The organism is Parabacteroides sp. 20_3, assembly GCF_964238835.1.
Taxonomy (GTDB): Bacteria; Bacteroidota; Bacteroidia; order Bacteroidales; family Tannerellaceae; genus Parabacteroides; species Parabacteroides distasonis.
This window is the reverse complement of the sequence record NZ_CAXSNO010000003.1, coordinates 282,368-305,950: the sequence shown is the minus strand read 5'-3', so window position 1 is coordinate 305,950 and position 23,583 is coordinate 282,368. Positions and strand designations below refer to the sequence as shown.

The window sequence follows — 23,583 nt, the reverse complement described above, 5'->3', positions numbered from 1 at the left end:
ACATGCTTCGATCTCCTTCCAGCTACCCTCTTGATAATTTTCAATTCTCAATTTTCAATTGTGTAACCGTACTCCCTGCCGGTACATCCTCCGCTATCCAGACGTTACCACATATCGTAGCCCCTCTGCCAATCCGGATTTTACCGATTAAGGTGGAATTAGAATATACTGTCACATGATCTTCCAAGATAGGATGACGGGCTACGCCACGGATAGCGTTACCGTTCTCATCGGGGGGAAGTTTCTCTCCCGCCAAGCTGACGCCCTGAAAGATTCGGACGTAATTGCCGATCACGCTCGTCTCGCCGATCACCGTACCCGTCCCGTGGTCTATCGAGAAATGATGACCGATCTTCGCGCCCGGATGGATATCGATACCGGTCTCGGAATGTGCCATCTCCGTAATCATACGAGGAATATAAGGAACCCCGAGCTTATACAATTGATGGGCGATCCGGTAATTACCGATCGCCCGGAAACCGGGATAACAAAATATGACCTCACCTAGATTTTGAGCGGCGGGATCGCCATTGAAAGTCGCCTCCACATCCGTAGCCAGCAGACCGCGAATCTCCGGAAGCGTAGAGATGAAAGCCTTCGAAATAGCCTCTGCCTCAGCGGAGATCTTTTCTTCCGGGCAAGTCACGCAAGATGTATCCGCGAAACAAAGTCCCGCATAAACCTGCTTGGATAATAAAGAATGAAGAGTCTCAACATTTACGCCCGTATGAAAACGGATCGTCTGTTTACTGATACGGGCATTCCCATAATAACCGGGGAACAGGATCGCACGGCATAGATCGATGATCTCTTTCAGCACCTCGCCCGAGGGCAGCGCCTCCTCATCCCTGTACGCATGGAACAATTGTTTATACGATGCCTCATCCGACAGCTTCTCCACCGTATCGCCCAATACGCTACTATGCCTCTGTATATCCATTATTTGCGGAATATTCTTTATAATGCGCAAAAATAGTATTTTATTTGAGAACACCTTCACGAAGAAGCATCAAAAATACAGCCAACGGCTAATATTACGTTCTATAGCGCTAAATTCCACGCCAACCTTTATCAACTTATGCCCATCCGCCTGATAGGGAACCAAATAACCTTTCTCATCGATTTGCCATATGGCTTCCTCGGCGGTTCCGTTCAACTTGAACTCAAAGACGTAAATGTATTTTGGTGTTTTAACCACCGCATCCGCACGTCCTCTGGCACTTCGCACCTCCGCCTCAGTAAATTGCCCCATCAACTTAAAGACCAAATAGAAAACCACTTGATAATGACGTTCGGTCTTATCGTTCAACTCATACGGGAAATCAGCGAAGAAAGCTTGGAGACGGGAAAGGAAAGCATCTATATCCTTTGTCCGTAATTCTTGTACAAATTTACCAATATAAAAACTCTGCTCTTCCTTGGAAATGGAGGTATAGTAAGGGACTAAGAAATTAATAAAACCATATTTTACTTCTTCGTTCGGAAATTCCAATAAATAATTACGAAATTCCCGATCATAATCCTTTATCGTCAAATATCCACTCTGATAAATCAACGGAATCGGATTATTGGCGTTTACTCGATATTCAGTGAATGAAGCAGCAGGCGCCTCGATACCATCTATCAAAAGCCGTAAATCATAATTACTTTTACGGAGGAGGCTCACCAAAAAGGTCGGCGTACCCGTCTGAAACCAATAACTCTCCAACTCCAGCTTATTGAACGCATTCAGTACACTGAACGGATTAAACACTCCCACTCCATCTTGATGGAAATGATACCCATCATAATTACGTTCCATCCGCTCTACCACCTCAACAAACGACCAATTATTCTTTTTCCCGAAGGCTTCTATCTCCGGTACAAAATTCGTCGCTAACTCTTCCCGTGTTATGCCACAAAGCGTTGCGAATTGCCAGTCCATGCTAATATCGTTCAACTGGTTCAAGTCACTAAACACGCTAACTTGAGAGAACTTTGTCACCCCGGTTAGGAATACAAAGCGCAAATAGCGATCCGCACTTTTCAACACCCCATAGAACGCTTTCAACATTAGGCGATACTCCTCTTGCAATTTCTCATTATCAAATGATTGCAAAAGAGGCTTATCATACTCATCCACTAAAACGACCACCCGTTTTCCTGTCTGTTCACAAATCAAGCGTAACAAGGTAAACAAACGGTCATCAATCGTCTCATCCGCATCACTAGAACCATATATAGCCTCGTAAACAAGCAACTGCCTATCCACAAGACGAATCAGATCCTCCCCTGTATCAAATTTCTTGGCATTCAAATCCAAATGGATCACCGGATACTCAATCCAATCCTGTTCCAACCGTTCGATAGCCAATCCCTTAAACAGATCTTTTCTTCCTTTAAAATAAGCCTCAAAAGTAGAAAGCAAAAGGCTCTTTCCAAACCTACGGGGACGACTTAGGAAAAACGGTGTCTCCAACGAGGCCATCCGCCACACCCATTCCGTCTTATCCACATATACATAATTCCCTTCCCTTATCTTCTCGAAGGTCTGTATACCTATCGGCAGTTTGCGTACGATACTGTTTGTCATTATCTTTTCACTTTTGTTCCAAAGATAATTACTATTCTTGTCTTCCACAAGTTATTTACATCTCCAATCAGAAACTCGCTTTCGAGAAAACGGAGTTTCAGCCTGTCAAGAATATCATTTACAACAGGTATTTTACCACATCCAATGCTCCACTTTCATCAAGAGCCAAGGCGACCAGAAAACCATCGGAAGGGTCTACGGCAATCCTCTTTATTGAACGATCAAAATTCAATCGTTTCTTTAATTGGCCGTCCCAAGAAAGAACCAGCAATGTGGATAAATTCGAAAAATCCACAGAACCATCGTACAAGCAATACACATACCGATCCGTACCGAATATATCGATAAAGCATTTTGTCGTTCCAAGAACATCCACTTGGGTATCATTCTTCTTCAGTAAAGGCACGATAGGCTCCTTCCCATACGTAAAGCTCCTTTGATAAGTTCCCTTCAAATCGTAAAAATCAATTTGGTTGAAGAAACGCAAGGCAGCAACCACACTGTTTTGCCGCTCATTCACACAAAGATTAGGCAAATAAGCGACGTGCTTACAAGAACGATACGTTCTTGCTACTTTTGGTGGCTCCACCCAATAAATTCCCTCTTCCCGATTCGCATAACAGAAAGGACCATAAACATTTTTCTCTACGATCGGAACCGCATAAACTTCTTTCGTGGTGACATTATAATGCGTAGAGGGAACAAGTTCGGGTATTAGTATATATTTCCGATCAAAACGCAAAGAATCCGCCAGCACCTGCATCTTATTAAATGTAAGTTGGTTATCCACGATCCAGAACTCATCCTTTCCGGCGGGTTCTTTTGTATTTGACTTCATAAACTCCGGATTAGAGAAATAAGTGGCACCATATCCTTTCAACGCAAACGCATGCAGGTGCGACAAATCATCTTTGTCGAATACTTGAATGATCGTATCACACCCACGAGCCAACAACACCAAATAAGACTCGGTAAGACCAATCCCATCATAGCATACACCAGAATCCCCTTTCATTAACAAATTTCCCTCCAGCCGTTTTTCTTCTCTTTCTGCATCGGAACAAGCGAGAAGAAACAAAGCGAAGAATACAATAATCCCATACAATACTCTCATGACCTTTCTATTTTAAATAAACATAAGATCGGATTATCGTCCTGTGTACGATTCTCCGCTATCCGTCTCAAATCCTCATAATGTATCTGATTACGCAACAGCACCGTCGAACTGATCTTCCCGATAAAATAATCTTTATACACTCCGCAAATACCGTAAAAGCCTGTCAACCCCGTAGCCCTTATGAAGTTGGGGAACGCATACGAGAATGCCTCTTTCCTATCCTTGTCATAAAATCCGAAGTAAGTTACCTTATCGCACATATAGGTCGCATGCAGGATCCGTTCGGTCTCCAGCAGCCCAAAAGAATTTACATAGCCGGAGCGAAACAGATCGCCAGAGAAATCTCTCCCGCCTCTCCCTTTCTCCTTGACATACTCGATAGGAGGCATACTTTTATCTCCGAAGCGAACTTTATAAGCAGGCTCCAACATCCCGTCCTTCACTTTCCATACTTCGGGGGTAAAGGGGAAATGCGCATACCAATCCCCAGCAAAGGCATGCAACGTCTTGCTCCCATTGATCGTATGGCCGGACGTGAAATAAGCCGATCCCAACAATGCGTCTTGCTCTCCTTTCCTGTCCGTGGCTTTCAGATAGAAGTTTTCCCTTTGCGGTGTCGCAAATCCCAAAGGATAATACCAAATCCAATTCTCCTTATCCAAAGGGGCGCAGTCCACAAAATAATCAGCTACATCTTGCGTGGATATATATTGATAGGTATCCAGATCATAACGCAATAAGGCCGTCCCACCAAAATCCACCAATGTCAAGATTCGCTCTTTCTCATCCACGAAAAAGTGAGTTAGATAAAGATACTCTTTCGGCCCTTGTCCCCGCAAGCCTACACGAGTAATAAAATTTCCTTGATCACTGAATACAAAAAGCGCATTTATCTCATCACTTCTATCGAATACAAAAATACGATCGTCCACCCAGCAAACCCGGTAGAGATCTTTTAACAGCACGCTATCCTTCGTCTCCAAAGGAATGAATCTGCATTCCAAATGTTCCTGCAAGCCAACCGCACAATCGTTTCCGAAATCCACCACGTCCCACTCTTCCGATCGATTCTCGCATGCGGTCAAAATGGAAGCCACACTTATCATCACTAAATAATATAGTTTTCTCATGTTTTTCATATTAGATTCAGACCGCTAATATACGTAACTTTTTGAAATACGCCAACTGCACAAGTTTTCCTAAGCGCACAATCGGAATTCACGAGAAGTACTACTTCCTTGGCCTATGAAGTATATCTCCTAGAGCACTTGAAGTATATATTCTACAAAGGAAGGAGTAGTACTGGGAAAAAGGCCTGTTGGGATATAACCCTAAAAACTTTCGATAATTAGAAGGGGATACAGTGCTTATTTTCCACATAGTTATTGTACATTTTTCCAAATGCATTTAAAACCTCATTATCTGTTTCCCAAAACACGTACGTGTTTTCACAAATTCTCGTACGTGTTTCCGGAAAAACACGTACATGTTTTTCCGGAAACATCATCAACTTTTTATCAATCTGATTATAAAGACATTATCAATACGTATATTTTAAATACTTACTGTATTTTTCACTATCAACAAAATACCTTATGGTTATGATTTTTGAAGCCCCAAGAAGGCTTTATTTACGAGCTTATCGACTTCCTTATACAGCCGTTGTATTTCCTTTGTATCCAATCCATTTTGCTCCCACTCCGTCTTATGAGCGTCGAATAAATCGAAAATCCGGTTCTCTACCGCACGAAGCTGTTGGATATAACCAGATTGGTCATCATTCCATAACAGTTGCCAATGCAAATACTTTTGGCCGTTACCACGATGTATGGAGTAGACATTCTTCTGTAATTGAACGGAATACCAATCTAATAGGGCTGTTTTATAGGATGCGTCGTAAGTAACTAAAGCGCTTTGCTCCTTTCCCATTTTCACCCAAAGAGGAATAGCGACAGAGGTAGGAGGATATCCCAAGGCAGTCCACATCGTTGTCAATTCCGGATTCATGCCGGATCTCACGCCTTGGATTACGATAGAGGCCGTACTTTCCAGACGAGGGATGAAATCCTGCTCCACAAACCAACCCGTACGATTGTTCGGACTTTGTCCCTTGTCCATCAAATCGATATCCAGCAAGCTATTATAAAAAGAGCGGGAAGCCTGTTGAAAGATACGCTGAGGAGTAAATCCTCCGTCCCGCATTTCCTTAAAGATCTTTTTCGCGTTCTCATAACGTACATACCCTTTGCCTTCATCCGTACGCCCCTCGAAAGAGAAATTCGTATAAATCAAGTAACCTTCCGGCGCCAGATTCGGATCATTCGCGTCTTTCTTATAATATCGCTCATTATTCGTCTCATAATAAGCCGCGCCACCATAAGCATCGATCACTCCGAAATTAGCCTCCACACGCATCGGGCGAGGCAAGGTATCCAAGAAATGCTCGAAATCCTGCACCGTCTTACAGACTCTCAAGGCTTTTCGCATCAAGTTTCCCTCTTGATCCATCTCCTTTATATCATCGTCTTTCAAGTTATAAGAAGCCGTATTCATGATAGAGAAGCCCGTCTCATTGCTTCCGGTCCACACGGCTCCCTCCGGATCATCGCTATTTACCAGCCCCAGAAAACGATAGCCACCTTCGTCAAAATAACCGATATGGTTATACGGAGCGCCGGTATCCCGGTGTTTCCACATCAACGGACGGCCATCGGGAGTAGCCTTTCCAGTGATTATAATGGAGGTACAAGCCTTGTCAACCACCGGAAAACAAAGACATAGAACGAATAAAAGAAGTAGTTTTTTCATATCATTTATTGATTTAATAAGATTTCTTATGAGGAGCGCCAAATTCCTTACAGCTGACCTCGTCTATATCTACCGTCCAAATCTTCACGTTACGGACCGCCGGATCGCTATAACGGAAAGTCTTATCGGAATATTGCTTCATGATAATATCCAAGGCTTCCACCTTCTTGTCGAAATCCTCTTCGTAAGCGACCTTTCCCCAAGCGATCACGCTCTTCGAACGCATACGGTAGCTACAAGCTACCTCCGGGTGCTGGAAAACCAAGGCATGGTCAATACTAAACGTAATACAGACTTTCGGATTACGTTCCAATATAGAGATGCTTCGTCCATCCTGCGCCGAGTGTAAATAAATCACGCCATCCTTATAACCGAAATTCATCGGTAATACATAAGGCGTTCCATCTGTATCCGCCATGCCCACAAAACAAACATCGCTCTGACGGATAATCGATTCGATCTGTTCCTTGTCCGTGTGTATAAGTGTCTTCATATTCCTTTGTTTGATTCTTATCAAACACAAAATTATAAAAAAAATCCTCTTATATTTGTAACGGCTTCTCTACTTTCACTGTCTAAATTAAAAAATCAAATTAGAATGACAAAAAACACAATCTTCTCCTTTTTACAGGCTTGCGAAGCCACCGTGATCAAGACCGCCCAAAAATCATGGAAAGGAGCAACTATAGGAGCATTGGCTACTTTTACCTTATACCTCGTAATTATCAGCCTATCTTATCTGAAAATCGGAATATCGCCTATAGCGGATCTTAGTATCGCATTGATAACCGTGGGCATTCTATCAAGCCTGCTCGCCTTACTAAGCACATGGGGCTTTAAGATCATAAGATTATTCAATCCTTGGTTTGTCGGAATCTGTTTATCTACTTATATATTAGTCGGATTTCTTCCTTATCCGGATACTATCCGGATGTTTATCGGATTCGAACTGCTTTGTGGTGCTTTAATAGGATACTCTGTTTACATCGGTATCAAGAAGAAAGTATCAATCACATTGATATTGATCGTATTAGGGCTAAACACATGCGTTGTTTACTTCTTGGCTAATGAAGGATTTGATCATACGCCCCCGGTCTCGGAAAATTATTGGAACCAAAAAGCCCCTACATTCAACGCTCCTGATCCTACCATCGAAGGAACCTATACAGTAAAAACATTGACATATGGAAATGGGGATGATAAAAACAGGGATGAATACGCAAACTCATGCGATATAAAAACCTCCTCTGTAGATGCCACTCCCTTTTTCGACCAGACTTCCGGATTCGATAATTGGATAAGAGAAATCTTTTGGGGATTCGGCGCCTCCAATTACCCGATCAACGGACGAGTATGGTATCCTGAGGGCCAAGGCCCTTTCCCGCTGGTTATATTCGTACACGGTAACCATCTTATGCAAGAATATTCAGACCCCGGCTACGAATATATCGCCACTTTATTAGCAAGCAAAGGGTACATCGCCGCCTCGATAGACGAGAATTTCCTAAACAGCAATTGGAGTGGGGATTATAGCCATAATGAGATATTCACCAGAGCTTGGCTAATCCTAAAGCATCTGGAATGCTGGAGAGAATGGAACCAACAAGAAGACACCCCCTTTTACCAAACGGTTGATATGGATAATATAGCGCTTGTCGGACATTCCAGAGGAGGGCAAGCCGCTCCTCTAGCGATCGTGATCAACAAGCAAAAAAGATATTACAAGGATGCCAATCAGGATTTCAACTTCAATTTCTCCATCAAAGGAATCGTAGAGATCGCTCCAACCGCATTTTATAGCATGCACAAAGATAAGCCTTTGGAGCTGGAGAATATCGATTATCTACTTTTACAGGGAGGGTATGATCAAGATGTGTTTTCCATGGCAGGAAGCCGAAAATATAACAACCTTCACTTCACGGATACGAATTTCCATTTCAAGTCCGTATTATATATCTATGCGGCCAATCATGGACAATTCAGCACCGCATGGGGGCGGAAAGATATACCCTTCCCTTATTCGGCACTCCTCAATCTGACCCCTTTAATGGACGGTGAGGGTCAACGCAAGATCGCCCAAACCTATATATCCGCATTTCTCGACGCCTCATTAAAAGGCAAGAAAGAAAATCTATCGATCTTAAAAGATTACCGCCTAGCGAAAGCTATCATTCCCAAAGGATATTATTTCAACCAATACGAAGACTCCGGTTTTAAATATATAGCCGATTACGAAGAAGATCTGGATGTAACTACAGCTACATTGAAAGATTGTAGCATTCATGGGCAAAACTTAAAAACGTGGAAAGAAGATGCCTTAATACTGAAGGACGATGGGAGCACATCCCAATTAACCTCCGCTGTTTATCTGGGATGGGAGAAAAAGGATACGAATTCCCTCCAACAGGCCGAATATACGCTTCAAATAGATTCAGCGGCCTTAGCCTCTTTGGATATCTACACGGTGAAGAATCTGTTCTTCTTTATCGGGAATAACTCGGATACAATCGATACGGTAGATTTCACGCTTGAATTAACGTTTGGCGAGACAAGCGTAAAAAAAGATTTCTCTTCATTCTATGTGCTTCCTCCGTTATTAAAACCAGAGCTAACGAAATGTAGTACTTTACTCTCGCTGGGAAAAGAGAAGGTTTCTGAGAAAGTACTACAGTATGTAGAGATTCCGTTATCCTCCTTCAATCAAGGAGATAGCCTATCCATCGACCAACTGAAGGAAATCTGCTTTATCTTCAATAAAAAGGATAAAGGGGAAATCATTTTAGATAGAATCGGAATAAATTGATCCTTATTCGAAAAAAGTCCCTTATTTCTGCAACCCTTACAGATACTCGCTCGTCTATTAAGAAAAGAACCTAAAAAATTAAAGACGATGAAGACGAGAGTATCACTTTTTATATTCTGCATACAGATGATCGCGGTTTGCGGATTCGCCGCCGACCGACGTATCGATGGAAATGGAAATCCGGAAACCCGGGAGATAAAGATTAGCGATTACGACGAGATTACGTTCGTTGGCTCCGCTGATTTCGAGTATGAACAGTCGGATAAAGCGCCTTATCTATCCGTAACGATCGATGAGAACTTATTTGATTACCTCGTGACCGAAGTAGAAGGCGGTACGTTAAAGATCTATCCGAAATCTATCAAGAAAGGTTTTAATAATAACTCCTACGACTTGAGGCCGACCGTCTACAAGATAAAATCCAACTCCAAGGAACTAAAAGAGTTGAATACGGTAGGTTCCGGCAGTTTCATTATCAGCAAACCGACGAAAGTAAACCGGATGGAGATCAATATGGCCGGTAGTGGAAACGTTGAGTTGAGAGGCCCCGTAAAAGGTTACAAGCTTGAATGTAACATGGCCGGTAGCGGAAATATCATCGCCAAGGATATACAGCTGGACAACCTATCTTGCAGCCTCGCCAGCAGCGGGGAAATCGAGGTAATAGGAACCGTAGATCGTGCCTCATTCAATGTAGCGGGAAGTGGTGAGATTAAAGCCTTTGACTGCCAAGCACGTAAAGCGGAGTGTAATATCGCCAGCAGCGGCGAGATCAGCGTATATGCCACGCAAATCTTGGATGCCAATATCGTAGGTAGTGGCGAGATCCATTATAAAGGAGATCCGGAGATCAGTAAGTCTATCATGGGTTCCGGCTCGATCAACAAAGTCAAATAAACATTTAATACATACGAACGATGAAAACAAAATTAGTAGCGGTAATAGCCCTCATCTTTTGTGCCTTCATGGCAGAGGCTAGTAAAGTAGAAGGAAATGGGAATATAATTACGAAAGAGATATCGGTAGATAACTATAGCGAGATCGAACTGGGTGGAAATATCGAATATTCCGGCAATAATTTTTGGGGAAATAGAAGCAACAAGAAATTCCCGGTATTCAAATATACGCATGGACGAAGCGCTTCCTTGAAAATTACGATCGACGAGAATCTATTCCCACTCCTCTCGATCAAATCCAATAACGGACGGTTAGCTATCCGCATACAAGACGGGACCCGTATCAAACCGACCCAGTATGTAATCGAAGGAAGCTCGAAGACTCTGAAATATTTAAAGACTTCCGGCCCGATGGATTTTGAGGCGCAGAACGCTTTTTCCGAGGATCAACTGGAAATCAAGATTTCCGGCTCCAGCGACGTAAAGTTCCCACATAACGTGAAATTACGATTAGGTGAGTTCTCGGTATCCGGCTCCGGCGATCTGGTTTTTGAAGATTTGGACTGCAAGAATCTTACCAGCAAGGTTTCAGGCTCTGGAGACATCACCTTGAAAGGTAAGGCGGACGAAGCCCGCTATTCCGTATCTGGTAGTGGAGATATAAAAGCATACGACTTATCTGTCAATGATTTGAGTTGCTCGGTAAGCGGTAGTGGAGATGCCCGTGTTTATGCCAAAGATAACATGAATCTATCAGTTTCAGGCAGTGGAGACATCCGCTATAAAGGCCCGGCGAACGTGAATAAATCAAAGTCCGGCTCTGGATCCATTCAAGGTGCGAATTGATCGAACACACACATTTTTTTCAATACACACATTATCAAATTTAAAAAAGCTACTAGATGTGATATCCGGTAGCTTTTTCTTGCTATTTTTGTAACCAACTCTTTATTTATAGAGTCTAAACTTAAAAGTCGAATCATAAAAAACGATACTTATGAAAACAAAGGCTATCTTATTAATGGTATTTTTCCTAGGATGGGTCACTACCGGTTGGGCCGCAGATCATGTAAAAGGCGATGGTAAATTGACCTCGAAAAAGATTTCTGTCGCCGATTATAACGAGATTAAGGTGGATGGCGTAATTGATTTCAATTACGAGCAATCCGATGATCCTTCCACCGTGGAGGTTACCGTAGACCAGAATCTTCATCCCTATGTCAATATCGAGGTGAAGGATCGTGTCTTAACCATCGCTTTCAAAGGAGCGAAGGTAGATCATTTCACGAAGTTTATCGTAAAGACGAATTCTAAATGGCTTGCCGCCGCAAAAGTTTCCGGAAATGCCAACTTCATGGTAAACAGTCCGCTTACCGGAGACGAGACCGTTATTAAGGCGAACGCCAATAGCTTGGTGCAACTGAAAGAGACAGTTACGGTCGGTAAACTGGATTTGAATGTATCCGGTAGCGCAAATATGGTTGTCAATCATCTGGAAGCCGACAAGATCGAATGTGATATCGATGGCTCCGGCTCTATAACAATCAAGAAAGGTAACGCAAAAGAAGGAGACTACAGTATCGTCAGCAGTGGTGATATACACGCTTTTGGGTTAGCGGTTCCTCTGCTAAGTTGCAAAGTAACAGGCAATGGCTTAGCGGAAGTACATGCTACCGATAATTTAAAGGCCAACGTAATCGGTAAAGGAAATATCCGTTATAAAGGCCCGACAGCAGTTCAACAGAGAATAATCGGTAAAGGTACCGTAGAAGAAGTAAAAGAATGAAAACAAGAATTATATACCTATGTCTGCTGGTGATCTTTTCTACGACAGGCTGTATCCCTACACAAACCATAAAAGGAGACGGCAATATCACCACGGAAAACATCCCGGTTTCCGAGTATGACTGTCTTGAGTTAGAGGGAGGAGGCATGGTCGTGAATTACACGCAATCCGACGCTCCTGAAGGTTTGGAAATAAAGACAGACCGGAATATCTTCGAGAAATATGAGTTTAATGTAGAGAACCATAAGCTTAAGATCCGTCCGAGAAAAGAATTCAGGAAACATACGAATTTCCGTCCGACCGAGTTCATGGTTACGGCCAACTCCCGCAATCTAAAGAAACTAGCGGCGGCAGGCAGTACCCATGTAAATATAAATTCCCCTCTACAAGCCGAGGAGTTCGAGGCAGGATTAGCCGGTAGCGGGATTATCCAATTCCACGATACGGCCTCTTTTACAAACCTGAAGATAGAGATTGCCGGTAGCGGAGATTTCGTTGGCCGTAAAATTTATTGTGAGGAATTAAATGGGGATATGGCGGGATCCAACACGATCGTTCTAGGGGGAACCGTAGGCATAGCTGAATTCTCGATCGCCGGTAGCGGTACGGTACGTGCTTTCGATTGTACCATGGATGAGCTTGAGTGCAAGATTGCCGGTAGTGGAGACATAGAAGCCTCTGTCGTAAACAAAATCAAGGCAGAGATAGCCGGTAGCGGTTCCGTAAAATACAAAGGAGATCCCCAAGATATCCAAAAAAAGGTAATGGGCTCCGGTAAGATCGAGAAGGTGGAGTGATTCTTACAACCACCCCTCCTTTTTATACCATTCGATACTTTCTTCCAAGCCTTTACGTAAAGGATAGGCCGGGATAAAACCTAAATCATCTTGAAGAGGCGTGACATCGCAAATCCAGTTACGCTGCTTCAAGATGATGTATTTATCACTATTTAGCGTCATACTTTTCTTCAACAACTTACCGATCCATTCTGAACAGTGGCAAGCGATACGCACCAATCCCAGCGGTATACGGGCATGCAATACCCGCTTCTTTCCTAAGATATCTTGTATCATACGGGCAAAAGACTCATCCGTGTAGACATCTCCGTCGGCTACAAAATAATGCCGGTTCTTTATCTCCTCTTTCTCAAGGGAAAGGAAGGCCACGGTCGCTAAATCTTTTACATAGATAAACGTGATTCGCTGGGGAATAGCGCCTACGGCGAAATCGAGTCCCGACTTTACGCTTTGTATTTCCATGAAATAATCCTTCTCACCCGGCCCGTATACTCCTGTAGGCCGCAAGATCACGTAAGGAAAATAGGTTTGTTTACGGATGTAGTTCTCCCCCTCTAGCTTACTTTGGCCATAAGCCGTGTCCGGCCGCTGCGGATCGTCCAAGCGTATCGGGCGGAAAGTCTTCTCGTCGCCTCGCCCATAGCTGCTTAGGCTGCTCATCAAGAGGAATTTCTTCGGTTTGCAACCGGCGGCGGCTAAAGCCTCGATAAATCGATGCGTATTCTCAGCGTTCACACGGAAAAAGTTTCGCTTATCCAATGTCTTTGTCAACCCGGCGTTATGGATCACATAATCCCATGCCCCATGCTCACGGGCAAAGTCCGAGAGTTGAGCCGTAAGCGCTTCCTGATCGCCATATTTCAAGTCGATGAAATGAATCCGCTTATCTTGCAGATGCGCTTTACTGCTACCCGCACGGATACCCGCCCACGTTTCATAGCCACGGCGAAGCGCCTCCTCTACCAAGAAACCGCCGATAAAACCACTCGCTCCGGTTATCAATATCTTTCTGTCCTTCATTTTTCTTTCATATAAAATGTATAATAATACCACAACAACCCGATCCAATTCAAGAACAGGATCGTCAGCATCCAAAGAATCTTTTGTTTCTTACTGATGAAAGGGTTTTGCGATACGGCCTTACATCCGAACAGGATTACGGCAATACCTACGATATAACCGATCTCCGGCAAGCTTATCCAGCAAATGATTTGTGGTATCATAAAAATAGAGTTATTCGTGAAAAAGAATTATTCGTGTTGGTGTTTCCTCAAGACTCGGTGCGGCAAGTCACCATGCCCCACCAACTCGATCGGACAAGCGTATTTCTCGCCCAACCATTCCTCGGAGACATTCGCTCCCGGGTGATAATGCAAAGTCTCGTTTACGCAAGCGATATTTTTCACCATCGTCAAAACCGTACCGATATCATGGGAAACCAAAATGATAGCGCTCTCTTTATTGATCTCTTCCAAGAGCTGATAAAAACGAGACTCGAATCGTTTATCCACATACGAATTAGGCTCATCCAAAATCAATACCTGCGGACGGGAGACAATAGAACGCCCCAATAAGACCCGCTGCAACTGGCCACCGGAAAGCTCACCGATGGCCCTGCCCGCCAACTCCTCCAATCCCATCTGTACGATCACCTCGTCTACACGCTCTCTCTGGGATCTATTGAATGGACGGAACAAAGGTTTCTCCGCGGATAAACCGGAAGAGATCACTTCCCGTACCGAGATCGGAAACTTCTTATCGATCTGGCTCATTTGGGGTAGATAACCGATCTTCAAGGAAGGAACCTCTACATTTTCATCGTAAAAACGAATCGTTCCGAAAATAGGAGGCAATAGACCTAATATCACCTTTAAAAGCGTCGTTTTCCCGCCGCCATTCGGTCCGATAATTCCCAAGAAATCATTTTTCCACACATCCAGCGTTACGTTACGTAAGGCGATCTTATTACCGTATCCGGCGGTAACCTCTCTCAACTCAATCAGCTTGTCCATCGGCTAACGATTTTGCGATATGAATCATTTCCTTACCCCAATCGTAATCCAGCGGATTGATCGGGATCAGACGGCAACCTGTTTCTTTCGCGATCAACTCGGCGTTCTTCTGGTCAAACTCCCGTTGGATAAACACGACTTTCGCATTATGTTCCCGTGCGGTCTCGACCAGTTCCTTTAATTGTGCGGGAGACGGTTCTTTTCCGTCCATCTCGATGCAAAGCTGGGTCAAGCCATATTCGTTAGCCAAATAGGTCAGGGCCGGATGGTAAATAATAAATGTCTTATTGTCAAGAGAATGTAACAAACCTGAAACGGTCTTTTCCGTTTCTCCGATTTCTTTCGTCAGTTGTTCATAATTCGCTTGGTAATATTCCTTATTCTCCGGGTCCAAAGACACAAAAGCATCCAAAGTGTTCTTGGCGATCACCTTCGCTCCAGAGATAGAGCTCCACGTATGCGGATCGACGCCTCCGGGATGATGATGGTGGTGGTGATCATGTTCCTCTTCTTCCTCGGGGCTTTTAAGTAAATCTATTCCTTCGGACAGGTCAAAAATCTTGAGTCCCGGATTATTATTCCAGATATTATCCATCCAAGCCTGTTCGAACCCGATCGATCCGATCCTTAAATAGCCTTGGCTTTTACCCACCTGCACCATTTGCTGCGGTGTAGGATCATACGTCTCCGGACTTTGCCCCGCCGGAACCACACAATTAATCTTAAATTTATCTCCGGCTATCTTCTCCGCAAAATACCGTTGCGGCTCAATCGTCACGGAAACGATCCTCTCATCTGTCCGCTTATCGCCGCAGGCCATAAGTATCAAGACGAAAAGAGCCGATATCAATACCTTAAATTCTTTCATACCACATATATATTTTCGCAAAGGTAACGAATATCGGGTAATAAGGCAGCAAGGAGACGATTCAAAGTTATCAGGAACTAGCTTGACAACTTCCCCGGACAAGGCATTTGCGTAAACTATGTTTTACGAACATATAGCCATCGGTAAATGAATAGGAACAGTTAAACCGGTCCAGAAAAGCCGGGATTTGGACGACATCAGTTTCTTTATGATACGTACAGATCGCGAAATCCAAGTGATCCGCTTTCGCGAATAATTCCATACAGCCCTGTAAAGCCATACATTCCGCACCTTCTATATCCATTTTTAAGAAGATATCTTTTCGAGACTTGTCTTTCAAGAAATTATCCAAAGCAGCATTAACGTCATCGTCATGATCGCTGATATATTTCTTTACGATCATCGTTTTCTCTTTCCACGGCTCAAAAGTAGCCTGAAGCGCCTCGATCCATTTATCCTCATATTCAAAAAGATAAACAAAACGAGTAACCTCGATGGTATCCAGAGCGGTAAATCCCTCAGCGGAACCAATATCCAAGAGTGTCTTTCCCCTAAACTCCTCCACGGAATCCGCATAATGATGGGGATGCCTCACGTCTTGCTCGATCAACAAAGCCCGATAGCATTTCTCGATCTTAGATGTGCTATACTCTCTCGGAAAATATAATCGTTTACTTCCCCGGTGCATCACATAAGGCAATTCTTTCTCCTTATCCCACAGAACGGCAATCGACATCTCCAGATATTCCGCAGCGAAATCATAAGGATAACGTGTATATCCTCTTTTTCGAAAATAATCATAATACGCTAATTTAGGAGAAGAGGGCTCAAACACCTTGGTATAGTAAAAAGGTAACGTCCCATATAATATGCTTTTCAACTTCATCATCGAACCGGTAAACATTTCATCTAGTTTTTAATAGGGCGTAATATACGAGAAATATCTTAATATACATAACAAATCCCCGTATTACAACCGATAAGTAATAATACGGGGATTTATAGGGAAAAAATAGGCTACTCTATTTTTACTCGGCCAGCCATTTATTCATCTGTGTAAGGATCCGCTCCTTCATATCCTCCGGCATATTGCCGATACGGGCACGATGGCTACCTCGGGGCTGGATATAGATTTGCTCGTTCTTCTTGCCTTTGAAAGCGGGAACCATGGCCGCACTCCACGGGTCGATCTCGCCATAGATGAAGATCATTTTCGGATCGTTGTCTTTCAAGAAGTTATAGATCTTATGGTACAGAGCCGGACGGAAGTCTACTTTATCGACTAGTTCCCCGGGAAGCATGATACGGTTCAAGTATCCGTGGGCACTATCGATCGTAAGGTATTTCTTGAAAGGTTTTACGTCATAGCCATAATAACCGAGCTCACGGGCGGCTTGTACGAAGAAAGAGATATTCGGCTGGTTCTCGGCGAAATAATCAGGACCGCTGATTTCCATCAAATGATCGAAGAGCGCCTGATCGTCGGCAGACTTGGAAGGGATCGTACTTACCGAAGTTCCCCACTGCCAAAGAGCGAATGAATATTCCAGTACGCAATAATCCAATACCTCGGGCATCGGGATACGGAATGTCAAGTTCTTATTCTTACAATAGCTCTCCAATAAAGGGAGCATATCGGACTTACGTTTCAAGACTTCCAATTGAAAATCCTGTATCTTCTTGCGTTCCGCTTTCGTACCTACCTTACGTAAGAAAGGTTCGTGGCGGCCATCCTCTACGCCTTTACATAACGGACCGACATAAGGAACGGAGAAATCCACGTCGTCCGGGAAAAAGGCACGGTAAAGCATTGTAGTCTGTCCCCCCTTACTGATACCGGTACTGATCCATTTTTCCGGATAGATCTGCTTGAATGTATTGCGGACGTTATGTAAATCGTACGCAGAGTTCTCGGCGGTCAGATAATCCCAGTTTTTAGGTTCCGGCGTCGACTCCAAGAAATAACGATACTCCACAAACACTAAGTTCGCATTCAATAGTTTAGATAGTTCTTCCTGATATTTCGGATTGAGCGCATAAGCCGCTCCATATCCTTCGGTCACGATAATGGTAGGACGATCATAACCTACATGGCCTACGATAACCCGTTGCGTAAATGTTCCGGCGGCGGGGTCTTTCGGATCGACCTGCTGCGTGATACGTACTACATATTTCTCCGGATAATGATCGGATTGAAGTTTTTCAATGCCACTAATTCCTTTTAGGGCGGCAAGCTTCTCTTGTAAATCTCCGGGAGCGGCCATTACCGTCATCACCGACAGGAAGAAAAGAAGCAAGAAGTTAAATGTTCTTCTCATGGTAATTTAGTCTTTTAGATATTGTATTGTTCGTAATAATCCCTCATATTTGGCGCGTTTCACCGCCGAATGCGCAAAGATACGATTATAATCCTCACGGCTCAATGCCTTGAGGTCGTCTTTTTTAAGAGAGAGCAAAGAAGGGGTGGGATGAAAGGCTGCTACTGCCGTAGGCATAGCGAAGCGGTTCCAAGGACAAACGGCTTGGCAGGTGTCGCATCCATAGACGCGGTTACCTAAAAGGACGGCTTGCTCTACAGGGATTTCTCCACGATGCTCGATCGTAAGATAAGAGATACATTTACGGGCATTCAAACGTTTCGGCCCTTCCAAGGCTCCGGTAGGACAAGCGTTCAAACAGCGGATGCAGGAACCGCAGTGATTCTTTTTGGGGGAATCATAGGTATCGACTACCAAAGTTGTCACGATCTCCCCAAGGAAAAAGAAAGAGCCTTTGCCCGGGATGATTAGATTCGTATTCTTTCCGATCCATCCTAAACCGGCTTTCCAAGCCCAATAACGTTCTAACAGAGGGGCGGAGTCCGTGAATACACGGGCCTCATTGTTGGAGGGATGATGCTCGGTTATCGCTTTCCATAATTGGCGAAGTTTATCCTTTACGACCCCGTGATAATCTTCTCCGTACGCATAATACGAGATATAAGGTTCCGCCGGATTCCGGAGAACTTTCGGATAATAATTCAAGGCTACTGAGATAACTGATTTGGCACCTTCCACCAAGCCATCCGGATTGAGACGAATTTCCCGATGATTCTCCATGTATTTCATTCCAGCATGGTAGCCTTCCGCGATCCATTGGTCAAAATAAGCCTCCTCGCTCCCGGCCTTCGCTACTTCAGCGATACCGCAAGCGGAAAAGCCTAATTCCATAGCTTTATCTTTTATAAACTGGGAGATACCCATTATTCAAAAACTTTAAACTCGTAGCCTTCTTTTAAGAGCCATTCGACAGCCCGGGGCATTGCCTCACGCATATTGCGCTCGGCTTTCAAGGAATCGTGGAAGACGATAACAGAACCATTACGGGTATAGTTCTTTACCACGTTGAAGACACCGTTCGGAGTCATATGAGGGCTATAGTCACGGGTGACCACGTCCCACATCACGATATGATAATGACGGCGAAGCCATACTACCTGCGGAAAACGCATATGCCCATGAGGAGGCCGAAATAAAGTGCTGGGAATATATTCGGCTGCCTTCTCCACATTCGCCAAATAATTCTTCGTCCAGAACTTGATACCTTGGATATGGTTGAACGTATGGTTACCGACACGGTGCCCACGATCTATCACCATCTGGAAGACCTCGGGATGCTTACGTACATTATCCCCTACCATAAAAAAGGTAGCCTTGATCCCATACGTATCCAATATATCTAAAACCCAAGGGGTAACCTCGGGAATCGGGCCGTCGTCGAAGGTGAGATACACACACTTCTTCTCTGCCGGTATTCGCCAAGTTACCCCCGGGAACAGTGCCCTGTAAAACCAAGGCGGTTGTTCTATAAACATACTTTGTTAGTCTTTTGCCACTGATCCGTACGCCATACGGTAATTATCAAATTCCTCTTGATAAGGCTTAGCGAACTCCGGATTGTATTGTTTGCTTACACGCAATACCTCTTGGAGAACCGCCAAGTTATGACCTAAATCACTCTCGACAGATGATAATTGCCCCGGACGCAAACGGAAATACCAGTTTATACTGCGCAACGCATTGTCCGCTATACCTTTATAAACCATCTCCGCCTTCTCCTTCTGGCCCAACTCGTAATACAGCTCACCCAAGGAAAGAGCGCTGTAATCCAACGGAACATTCTCGGGAGGCAATACTTCCATCGCCTTATCCAATACGTTCAGTGCTTTCTCATTCTTGCCCTCAGCGACCAAAGCGGCAGCCAACTTACTGAACAACGCGATACGATAGCTCTTGCACATCCGCATTACATTCTCATCCAAGTACACACCCGGCGTATTGACACCACCCCATTTGAACTTATTCATCACGTTGTCATACATCTTCTCCGTATTGATCGAACGAACAGTTCCCTGTGTCTCCATCGGAACGATCTGATAAGCCATACCGGTCTGCTGGAAGTACGGATCCAATTTCACGAACTGATCCGGGCTTACGGTAATCGCGTAATAGATCGGACGGTTCCAGTCATTCGTCTGCAACATATCCAAGATAATCAACTCTTGCTTACCCAAGACATCCTTGCCTTTCAAGTCAATCTTCATCTCTTTCTGCAAATACGGCAAGTTAGCGGTATCGATCACGCCAGCAGCCATAACCGCGGCGGAATCTACCCCCATCGTCAATGTCTGCGCAGGAATATAATCTAATTCTTGATTGATACCCGGGATCTTCTTAAACTTCGGATCGTTGCTACGAACGAAATCAAGAGCGGTCTTCAGATCGATCGACTTATCCGTCATCGGGAATACATAAGCGGCATCACGAGTACCTTGCACATAATCCTCCGGTTGCCAAGAGATTGGAAGCGGATCGGACTCGTACGCTTGCTTCTTCATTTGGTTGATATACCAGTCGGTTTGCAAATAGCTCGTATTACATACACGTACATCCGTACGGATACCTTCCACCTCCTGTGCGTACCACAACGGGAACGTGTCATTATCACCATTCGTAAATATGACAGCGTTCGGCTCGCAAGATTCCAAATAGTTCGCACCAAAATCACGGCAAACATAACGGTTCGAGCGATCATGGTCGTCCCAGTTCTGCGCACCCATCTGGATAGGAACCAACAAGCACAGTACCGTAGCGACAGAACCCGCTATCACCGGAGATAACTTGCCATACTTCTGCAATCCTTTCGCCAAGGCCGCCACACCGAAACCGATCCATATACAGAACGCATAGAATGATCCGGCATACGCATAGTCTCGCTCACGAGGTTGATACGGCGTCTGGTTCAAGTAAAGCACGATCGCGATACCCGTCATAAAGAACAAGAAGAACGTGATCCAGAATCCCTGAATGCCCTTCTTTCCGGCATAAGCTTGGAATAGAAGCCCCAAGATACCCAATAGAAGCGGTAACATATAATATACGTTATGCCCCTTATTGTTGATAATATCGAACGGCATATCCTCTTGCGGGCCCACTAAAGCCTCATCAATAAACGGAATACCGGTTATCCAGTTACCATTCGAGACCTCACCGTTACCTTGTATATCGTTCTGCCGTCCGGAGAAGTTCCACATGAAATAACGCCAGTACATGAAATTCAGCTGATAAGCGAAGAAATAACGCAAATTCTCGGCAAATGTAGGTTTCATCACCGTCACCATCTCACCGCAACGGTTGAACTTCACCGGTGTACCTTTCACTTGTGCCCACTCCTTATAAGCAGCCACATGACGTCCGTCGCTACTATACATACGGGGGAAAAGCATACTCAACTCATCCACGTATTCGTATTCCGTATCGTAACGAGAGATATAATAATGATCCTTCTCGTTTTTATCTTTCTTAATGACACGGCTCCAAGTCGGCTCACCCTCTTTCGATACAGGTACGCAAGTACCGCCTTGGTTCTCACGCTTCACCTCAGAGACATAGGTCTGACCGTAGATCAACGGAGTCTTACCGTATTGCTCGCGAGCCAAATAAGTACGCAAGGTAAAGATATCTTGCGGAGCGTTTTGGTTCATAGGCGTATCGGCTGTCGCACGGATCAATGTCAAGGCATAGGATGAATAACCCACTACGATTACCATCAAGCAGACCAAGATCGTATTCAGCATCTTGATATTTACCTTCTTGCTCATGAACAAATAAGCCGTCAAGGCCGCCGTGAGGATCACGGCGATCACGTAACCGCTACCGATAAACGGAATACCCAACAATACGATCGAGAGGATAAAGGATATCTTCATCCGCACCGGATGGATCTCGTCTTGCATCGTCTCCCAGATCGCCCAGATCAAGGAAGCCGCCAAGATAATCACGAACGCATATACACCCGAGTTATACGGCATACCGAACGTATTGACAAACAACAGCTCGAAATAACCACAAACCTCAACCAAGCCTTGTACGACACCATACATCATCAAGCCCACGATAGCGAACGACACCAATAAAGCGATCAGCGTACCCTTCATCGTAGGATTCGGGAATTTCTTATAATAATATACCAACACGATAGCCGGGATACACAATAAGTTCAGCAAATGGACACCGATACTCAGACCCATCAAATAAGCGATCAGCACGATCCAACGATCGGCATGCGGACGATCGGCGGCTTCTTCCCATTTCAAGATCAACCAGAATACCAAGGCGGTAAACAAGGAAGAATAAGCATATACCTCGCCCTCCACGGCGCTAAACCAGAATGTATCGCTAAACGTATAAGCCAAAGAACCTACCAAACCACAACCCATGATCGTAATCATCTGTCCCAGACACATCATCTTATCGTCTTCCACGATAATCTTACGAGCCAAATGAGTAATACTCCAGAAAAGGAATAAGATCGTCAGGCCGCTAAAGAGGGCGGACATCGTATTGACCATCACCGCCACCTTGGAAGGGTCCGAGGCGAACTGCGTAAATAAATTGGCTGTTAACATGAAGAAAGGAGCTCCGGGCGGATGGCCTACTTCCAATTTGTATGCCGAAGAGATAAACTCACCACAATCCCAGAAACTGGCGGTGGGTTCCATTGTCATCAGATAAACGGTAGAAGCGATCAAAAAAACGACCCACCCCAACACGTTGTTGATTAGTTTGTACTTTCCCATACTTTGTATAAGTGTGATAATTAATTGTTTCTACTTGCATACCCACACGGGCAGTCGGCCGCAAAGGTAATCATTTACGTTTAATACCTAACGTTCCATTCCCCTATAAATTATATAGAATAGATTAGAATTATATTAAACAAACCTTATCACTCAAGTGTTAATAGAATAGTTGAGTATTAAAATTATAGGGAGATGAAAGAAAATTATGAACTAATTGATAATGAAGAACGCCACCAATATGAATTTCATATAGAGCGATACGTTCCCAGAATAGAGTATATAAAAAATAAGGATGGGGTAATTTATCTCACCCACACTGAGGTTCCCATGGAGCTTGGAGGTAAAGGAATTGGTAGCCAATTGGTGGAGAAAGTGCTCTTGGATATCGAAAAGAAAGACTTACGTCTCGTTCCGTTATGTCCGTTCGTAGCTGGATATATCCAGAAGCATCCGGATTGGAAACGCATCGTAATGAGAGGTATACATGTTTAATATTTATAACAAAATTATATGGGAAAGAAGATCGAATATACGAATGGTGAACTCACCATTATCTGGCAACCGGAGTTATGTCAACATGCCGGTATCTGTGTAAAGACTCTTCCCGATGTCTATAAGCCGAAGGAGAGGCCCTGGATACAGATAGAGAACGCAACAACCGCGGAATTAATTGCCCAAATCAAGCAATGTCCGTCTGGCGCGTTGACATACCGAATGAATAAAGAGGTGAAATGAGGCACCCCCCGCTTGTTTCATCTTGATAGAAAGGAGTATTCCGCATCGGATACTCCTTTTTTCGCCATA

Annotated in this window: 22 protein-coding genes; 7 read left to right on the top strand and 15 right to left on the bottom strand. The window is 44.2% G+C overall.

The annotated features are described in order from the left end of the window. Window positions 1-40 precede the first annotated feature (40 nt). From ACESPU_RS08150 to ACESPU_RS08125, 6 genes are all read right to left on the bottom strand, one after another. Window positions 41-940 carry a serine O-acetyltransferase gene (locus tag ACESPU_RS08150; RefSeq protein WP_122144854.1) on the bottom strand — a complete coding sequence of 300 codons (900 nt, stop codon included), beginning with the start codon at window positions 938-940 and terminating at the stop codon, window positions 41-43. A gap of 69 nt (window positions 941-1,009) precedes the next feature. Continuing rightward, window positions 1,010-2,572 (bottom strand): ATP-binding protein, encoded by a 1,563-nt coding sequence (locus ACESPU_RS08145; protein ID WP_373133257.1) that lies wholly within the window; start codon window positions 2,570-2,572, stop codon window positions 1,010-1,012. Between the two features lie 118 nt (window positions 2,573-2,690). Next, window positions 2,691-3,686: a hypothetical protein gene (locus tag ACESPU_RS08140; protein ID WP_036614523.1), complete on the bottom strand. Its 996-nt coding sequence runs from the start codon at window positions 3,684-3,686 to the stop codon at window positions 2,691-2,693. Continuing rightward, window positions 3,683-4,819, bottom strand: a complete 1,137-nt coding sequence (locus tag ACESPU_RS08135; RefSeq protein WP_057317246.1) for a 6-bladed beta-propeller — start codon at window positions 4,817-4,819, stop codon at window positions 3,683-3,685. Before ACESPU_RS08135 ends, ACESPU_RS08140 begins: the two co-directional genes overlap by 4 nt. Before the next feature lie 469 nt (window positions 4,820-5,288). After that, window positions 5,289-6,497, bottom strand: a complete 1,209-nt coding sequence (locus tag ACESPU_RS08130; protein WP_034531731.1) for a hypothetical protein — start codon at window positions 6,495-6,497, stop codon at window positions 5,289-5,291. A gap of 13 nt (window positions 6,498-6,510) precedes the next feature. Further along, entirely contained in the window at window positions 6,511-6,990 is a 480-nt protein-coding gene (locus ACESPU_RS08125; RefSeq protein WP_005860241.1) for a pyridoxamine 5'-phosphate oxidase family protein, read from the bottom strand. Between the two features lie 105 nt (window positions 6,991-7,095). Between ACESPU_RS08125 and ACESPU_RS08120 the strand changes: the two genes are divergently transcribed. The 5 genes from ACESPU_RS08120 to ACESPU_RS08100 all read left to right on the top strand — a co-directional run bounded on the left by ACESPU_RS08120 (window position 7,096) and on the right by ACESPU_RS08100 (window position 12,779). Next, window positions 7,096-9,300: an alpha/beta hydrolase family protein gene (locus ACESPU_RS08120; protein ID WP_373133256.1), complete on the top strand. Its 2,205-nt coding sequence runs from the start codon at window positions 7,096-7,098 to the stop codon at window positions 9,298-9,300. An 87-nt stretch (window positions 9,301-9,387) separates the two neighbouring features. After that, complete coding sequence (locus tag ACESPU_RS08115; protein WP_008773133.1) at window positions 9,388-10,197, top strand: head GIN domain-containing protein; 810 nt, start codon at window positions 9,388-9,390, stop codon at window positions 10,195-10,197. A 20-nt stretch (window positions 10,198-10,217) separates the two neighbouring features. Continuing rightward, on the top strand, window positions 10,218-11,042 hold the full coding sequence (locus ACESPU_RS08110) for a head GIN domain-containing protein (protein WP_005863610.1): 825 nt from the start codon (window positions 10,218-10,220) through the stop codon (window positions 11,040-11,042). Between the two features lie 151 nt (window positions 11,043-11,193). Beyond that, entirely contained in the window at window positions 11,194-11,982 is a 789-nt protein-coding gene (locus ACESPU_RS08105) for a head GIN domain-containing protein (RefSeq protein WP_048926976.1), read from the top strand. Further along, a complete protein-coding gene (locus ACESPU_RS08100; RefSeq protein WP_368309076.1) occupies window positions 11,979-12,779 on the top strand; it encodes a head GIN domain-containing protein in 801 nt (266 codons plus the stop codon). The genes ACESPU_RS08105 and ACESPU_RS08100 overlap by 4 nt, the downstream gene beginning before the upstream one ends. Window positions 12,780-12,782: 3 nt before the next feature. On the opposite strand, the gene ACESPU_RS08095 is transcribed toward ACESPU_RS08100, so the two are convergent. The 9 genes from ACESPU_RS08095 to ACESPU_RS08055 form a co-directional block, all read right to left on the bottom strand. After that, on the bottom strand, window positions 12,783-13,799 hold the full coding sequence (locus ACESPU_RS08095) for an NAD-dependent epimerase/dehydratase family protein (RefSeq protein WP_373133255.1): 1,017 nt from the start codon (window positions 13,797-13,799) through the stop codon (window positions 12,783-12,785). Further along, the gene (locus ACESPU_RS08090; protein WP_005860253.1) at window positions 13,796-14,002 is read right to left on the bottom strand and encodes a hypothetical protein; all 207 of its coding nucleotides are present in this window, start codon (window positions 14,000-14,002) and stop codon (window positions 13,796-13,798) included. The genes ACESPU_RS08095 and ACESPU_RS08090 overlap by 4 nt, the downstream gene beginning before the upstream one ends. A gap of 27 nt (window positions 14,003-14,029) precedes the next feature. Further along, the gene (locus tag ACESPU_RS08085; protein WP_373133254.1) at window positions 14,030-14,791 is read right to left on the bottom strand and encodes a metal ABC transporter ATP-binding protein; all 762 of its coding nucleotides are present in this window, start codon (window positions 14,789-14,791) and stop codon (window positions 14,030-14,032) included. Next, window positions 14,775-15,659, bottom strand: a complete 885-nt coding sequence (locus tag ACESPU_RS08080) for a metal ABC transporter solute-binding protein, Zn/Mn family (protein WP_373133253.1) — start codon at window positions 15,657-15,659, stop codon at window positions 14,775-14,777. The genes ACESPU_RS08085 and ACESPU_RS08080 overlap by 17 nt, the downstream gene beginning before the upstream one ends. A gap of 70 nt (window positions 15,660-15,729) precedes the next feature. After that, window positions 15,730-16,548, bottom strand: coding sequence for an FkbM family methyltransferase (locus tag ACESPU_RS08075; protein ID WP_227793785.1), 819 nt, complete (start codon window positions 16,546-16,548; stop codon window positions 15,730-15,732). A 139-nt stretch (window positions 16,549-16,687) separates the two neighbouring features. Further along, complete coding sequence (locus tag ACESPU_RS08070) at window positions 16,688-17,977, bottom strand: S28 family serine protease (RefSeq protein ID WP_349194702.1); 1,290 nt, start codon at window positions 17,975-17,977, stop codon at window positions 16,688-16,690. Window positions 17,978-17,983: 6 nt separating this feature from the next. Further along, a complete protein-coding gene (gene queG, locus ACESPU_RS08065) occupies window positions 17,984-18,901 on the bottom strand; it encodes a tRNA epoxyqueuosine(34) reductase QueG (protein ID WP_121962016.1) in 918 nt (305 codons plus the stop codon). Then, the gene (locus ACESPU_RS08060; RefSeq protein WP_349194700.1) at window positions 18,901-19,512 is read right to left on the bottom strand and encodes a polysaccharide deacetylase family protein; all 612 of its coding nucleotides are present in this window, start codon (window positions 19,510-19,512) and stop codon (window positions 18,901-18,903) included. The genes queG and ACESPU_RS08060 overlap by 1 nt, the downstream gene beginning before the upstream one ends. A gap of 6 nt (window positions 19,513-19,518) precedes the next feature. Beyond that, window positions 19,519-22,776, bottom strand: coding sequence for a DUF2723 domain-containing protein (locus ACESPU_RS08055; RefSeq protein ID WP_008773141.1), 3,258 nt, complete (start codon window positions 22,774-22,776; stop codon window positions 19,519-19,521). A gap of 195 nt (window positions 22,777-22,971) precedes the next feature. Here ACESPU_RS08055 and ACESPU_RS08050 point away from each other — a divergent pair, with 195 nt between their 5' ends. Further along, window positions 22,972-23,271, top strand: a complete 300-nt coding sequence (locus ACESPU_RS08050) for a GNAT family N-acetyltransferase (protein ID WP_036614495.1) — start codon at window positions 22,972-22,974, stop codon at window positions 23,269-23,271. Between the two features lie 18 nt (window positions 23,272-23,289). Beyond that, window positions 23,290-23,514, top strand: coding sequence for a (4Fe-4S)-binding protein (locus tag ACESPU_RS08045; RefSeq protein ID WP_057317236.1), 225 nt, complete (start codon window positions 23,290-23,292; stop codon window positions 23,512-23,514). The last annotated feature ends 69 nt before the right edge of the window (window positions 23,515-23,583 follow it).

What these genes read in the sequence shown, in the direction of transcription:
- ACESPU_RS08075 (WP_227793785.1), bottom strand. Translation starts at nt 16,548, where the DNA reads ATGATGAAGTTGAAAAGCATATTATATGGGACGTTACCTTTTTACTAT.
- ACESPU_RS08095 (WP_373133255.1), bottom strand. Translation starts at nt 13,799, where the DNA reads ATGAAGGACAGAAAGATATTGATAACCGGAGCGAGTGGTTTTATCGGC.
- ACESPU_RS08115 (WP_008773133.1), top strand. Translation starts at nt 9,388, where the DNA reads ATGAAGACGAGAGTATCACTTTTTATATTCTGCATACAGATGATCGCG.
- ACESPU_RS08145 (WP_373133257.1), bottom strand. Translation starts at nt 2,572, where the DNA reads ATGACAAACAGTATCGTACGCAAACTGCCGATAGGTATACAGACCTTC.
- ACESPU_RS08135 (WP_057317246.1), bottom strand. Translation starts at nt 4,819, where the DNA reads ATGAGAAAACTATATTATTTAGTGATGATAAGTGTGGCTTCCATTTTG.
- ACESPU_RS08150 (WP_122144854.1), bottom strand. Translation starts at nt 940, where the DNA reads ATGGATATACAGAGGCATAGTAGCGTATTGGGCGATACGGTGGAGAAG.
- ACESPU_RS08045 (WP_057317236.1), top strand. Translation starts at nt 23,290, where the DNA reads ATGGGAAAGAAGATCGAATATACGAATGGTGAACTCACCATTATCTGG.
- ACESPU_RS08120 (WP_373133256.1), top strand. Translation starts at nt 7,096, where the DNA reads ATGACAAAAAACACAATCTTCTCCTTTTTACAGGCTTGCGAAGCCACC.
- ACESPU_RS08110 (WP_005863610.1), top strand. Translation starts at nt 10,218, where the DNA reads ATGAAAACAAAATTAGTAGCGGTAATAGCCCTCATCTTTTGTGCCTTC.
- queG (WP_121962016.1), bottom strand. Translation starts at nt 18,901, where the DNA reads ATGGGTATCTCCCAGTTTATAAAAGATAAAGCTATGGAATTAGGCTTT.
- ACESPU_RS08055 (WP_008773141.1), bottom strand. Translation starts at nt 22,776, where the DNA reads ATGGGAAAGTACAAACTAATCAACAACGTGTTGGGGTGGGTCGTTTTT.
- ACESPU_RS08080 (WP_373133253.1), bottom strand. Translation starts at nt 15,659, where the DNA reads ATGAAAGAATTTAAGGTATTGATATCGGCTCTTTTCGTCTTGATACTT.
- ACESPU_RS08050 (WP_036614495.1), top strand. Translation starts at nt 22,972, where the DNA reads ATGAAAGAAAATTATGAACTAATTGATAATGAAGAACGCCACCAATAT.
- ACESPU_RS08130 (WP_034531731.1), bottom strand. Translation starts at nt 6,497, where the DNA reads ATGAAAAAACTACTTCTTTTATTCGTTCTATGTCTTTGTTTTCCGGTG.
- ACESPU_RS08125 (WP_005860241.1), bottom strand. Translation starts at nt 6,990, where the DNA reads ATGAAGACACTTATACACACGGACAAGGAACAGATCGAATCGATTATC.
- ACESPU_RS08090 (WP_005860253.1), bottom strand. Translation starts at nt 14,002, where the DNA reads ATGATACCACAAATCATTTGCTGGATAAGCTTGCCGGAGATCGGTTAT.
- ACESPU_RS08100 (WP_368309076.1), top strand. Translation starts at nt 11,979, where the DNA reads ATGAAAACAAGAATTATATACCTATGTCTGCTGGTGATCTTTTCTACG.
- ACESPU_RS08070 (WP_349194702.1), bottom strand. Translation starts at nt 17,977, where the DNA reads ATGAGAAGAACATTTAACTTCTTGCTTCTTTTCTTCCTGTCGGTGATG.
- ACESPU_RS08105 (WP_048926976.1), top strand. Translation starts at nt 11,194, where the DNA reads ATGAAAACAAAGGCTATCTTATTAATGGTATTTTTCCTAGGATGGGTC.
- ACESPU_RS08085 (WP_373133254.1), bottom strand. Translation starts at nt 14,791, where the DNA reads ATGGACAAGCTGATTGAGTTGAGAGAGGTTACCGCCGGATACGGTAAT.
- ACESPU_RS08140 (WP_036614523.1), bottom strand. Translation starts at nt 3,686, where the DNA reads ATGAGAGTATTGTATGGGATTATTGTATTCTTCGCTTTGTTTCTTCTC.
- ACESPU_RS08060 (WP_349194700.1), bottom strand. Translation starts at nt 19,512, where the DNA reads ATGTTTATAGAACAACCGCCTTGGTTTTACAGGGCACTGTTCCCGGGG.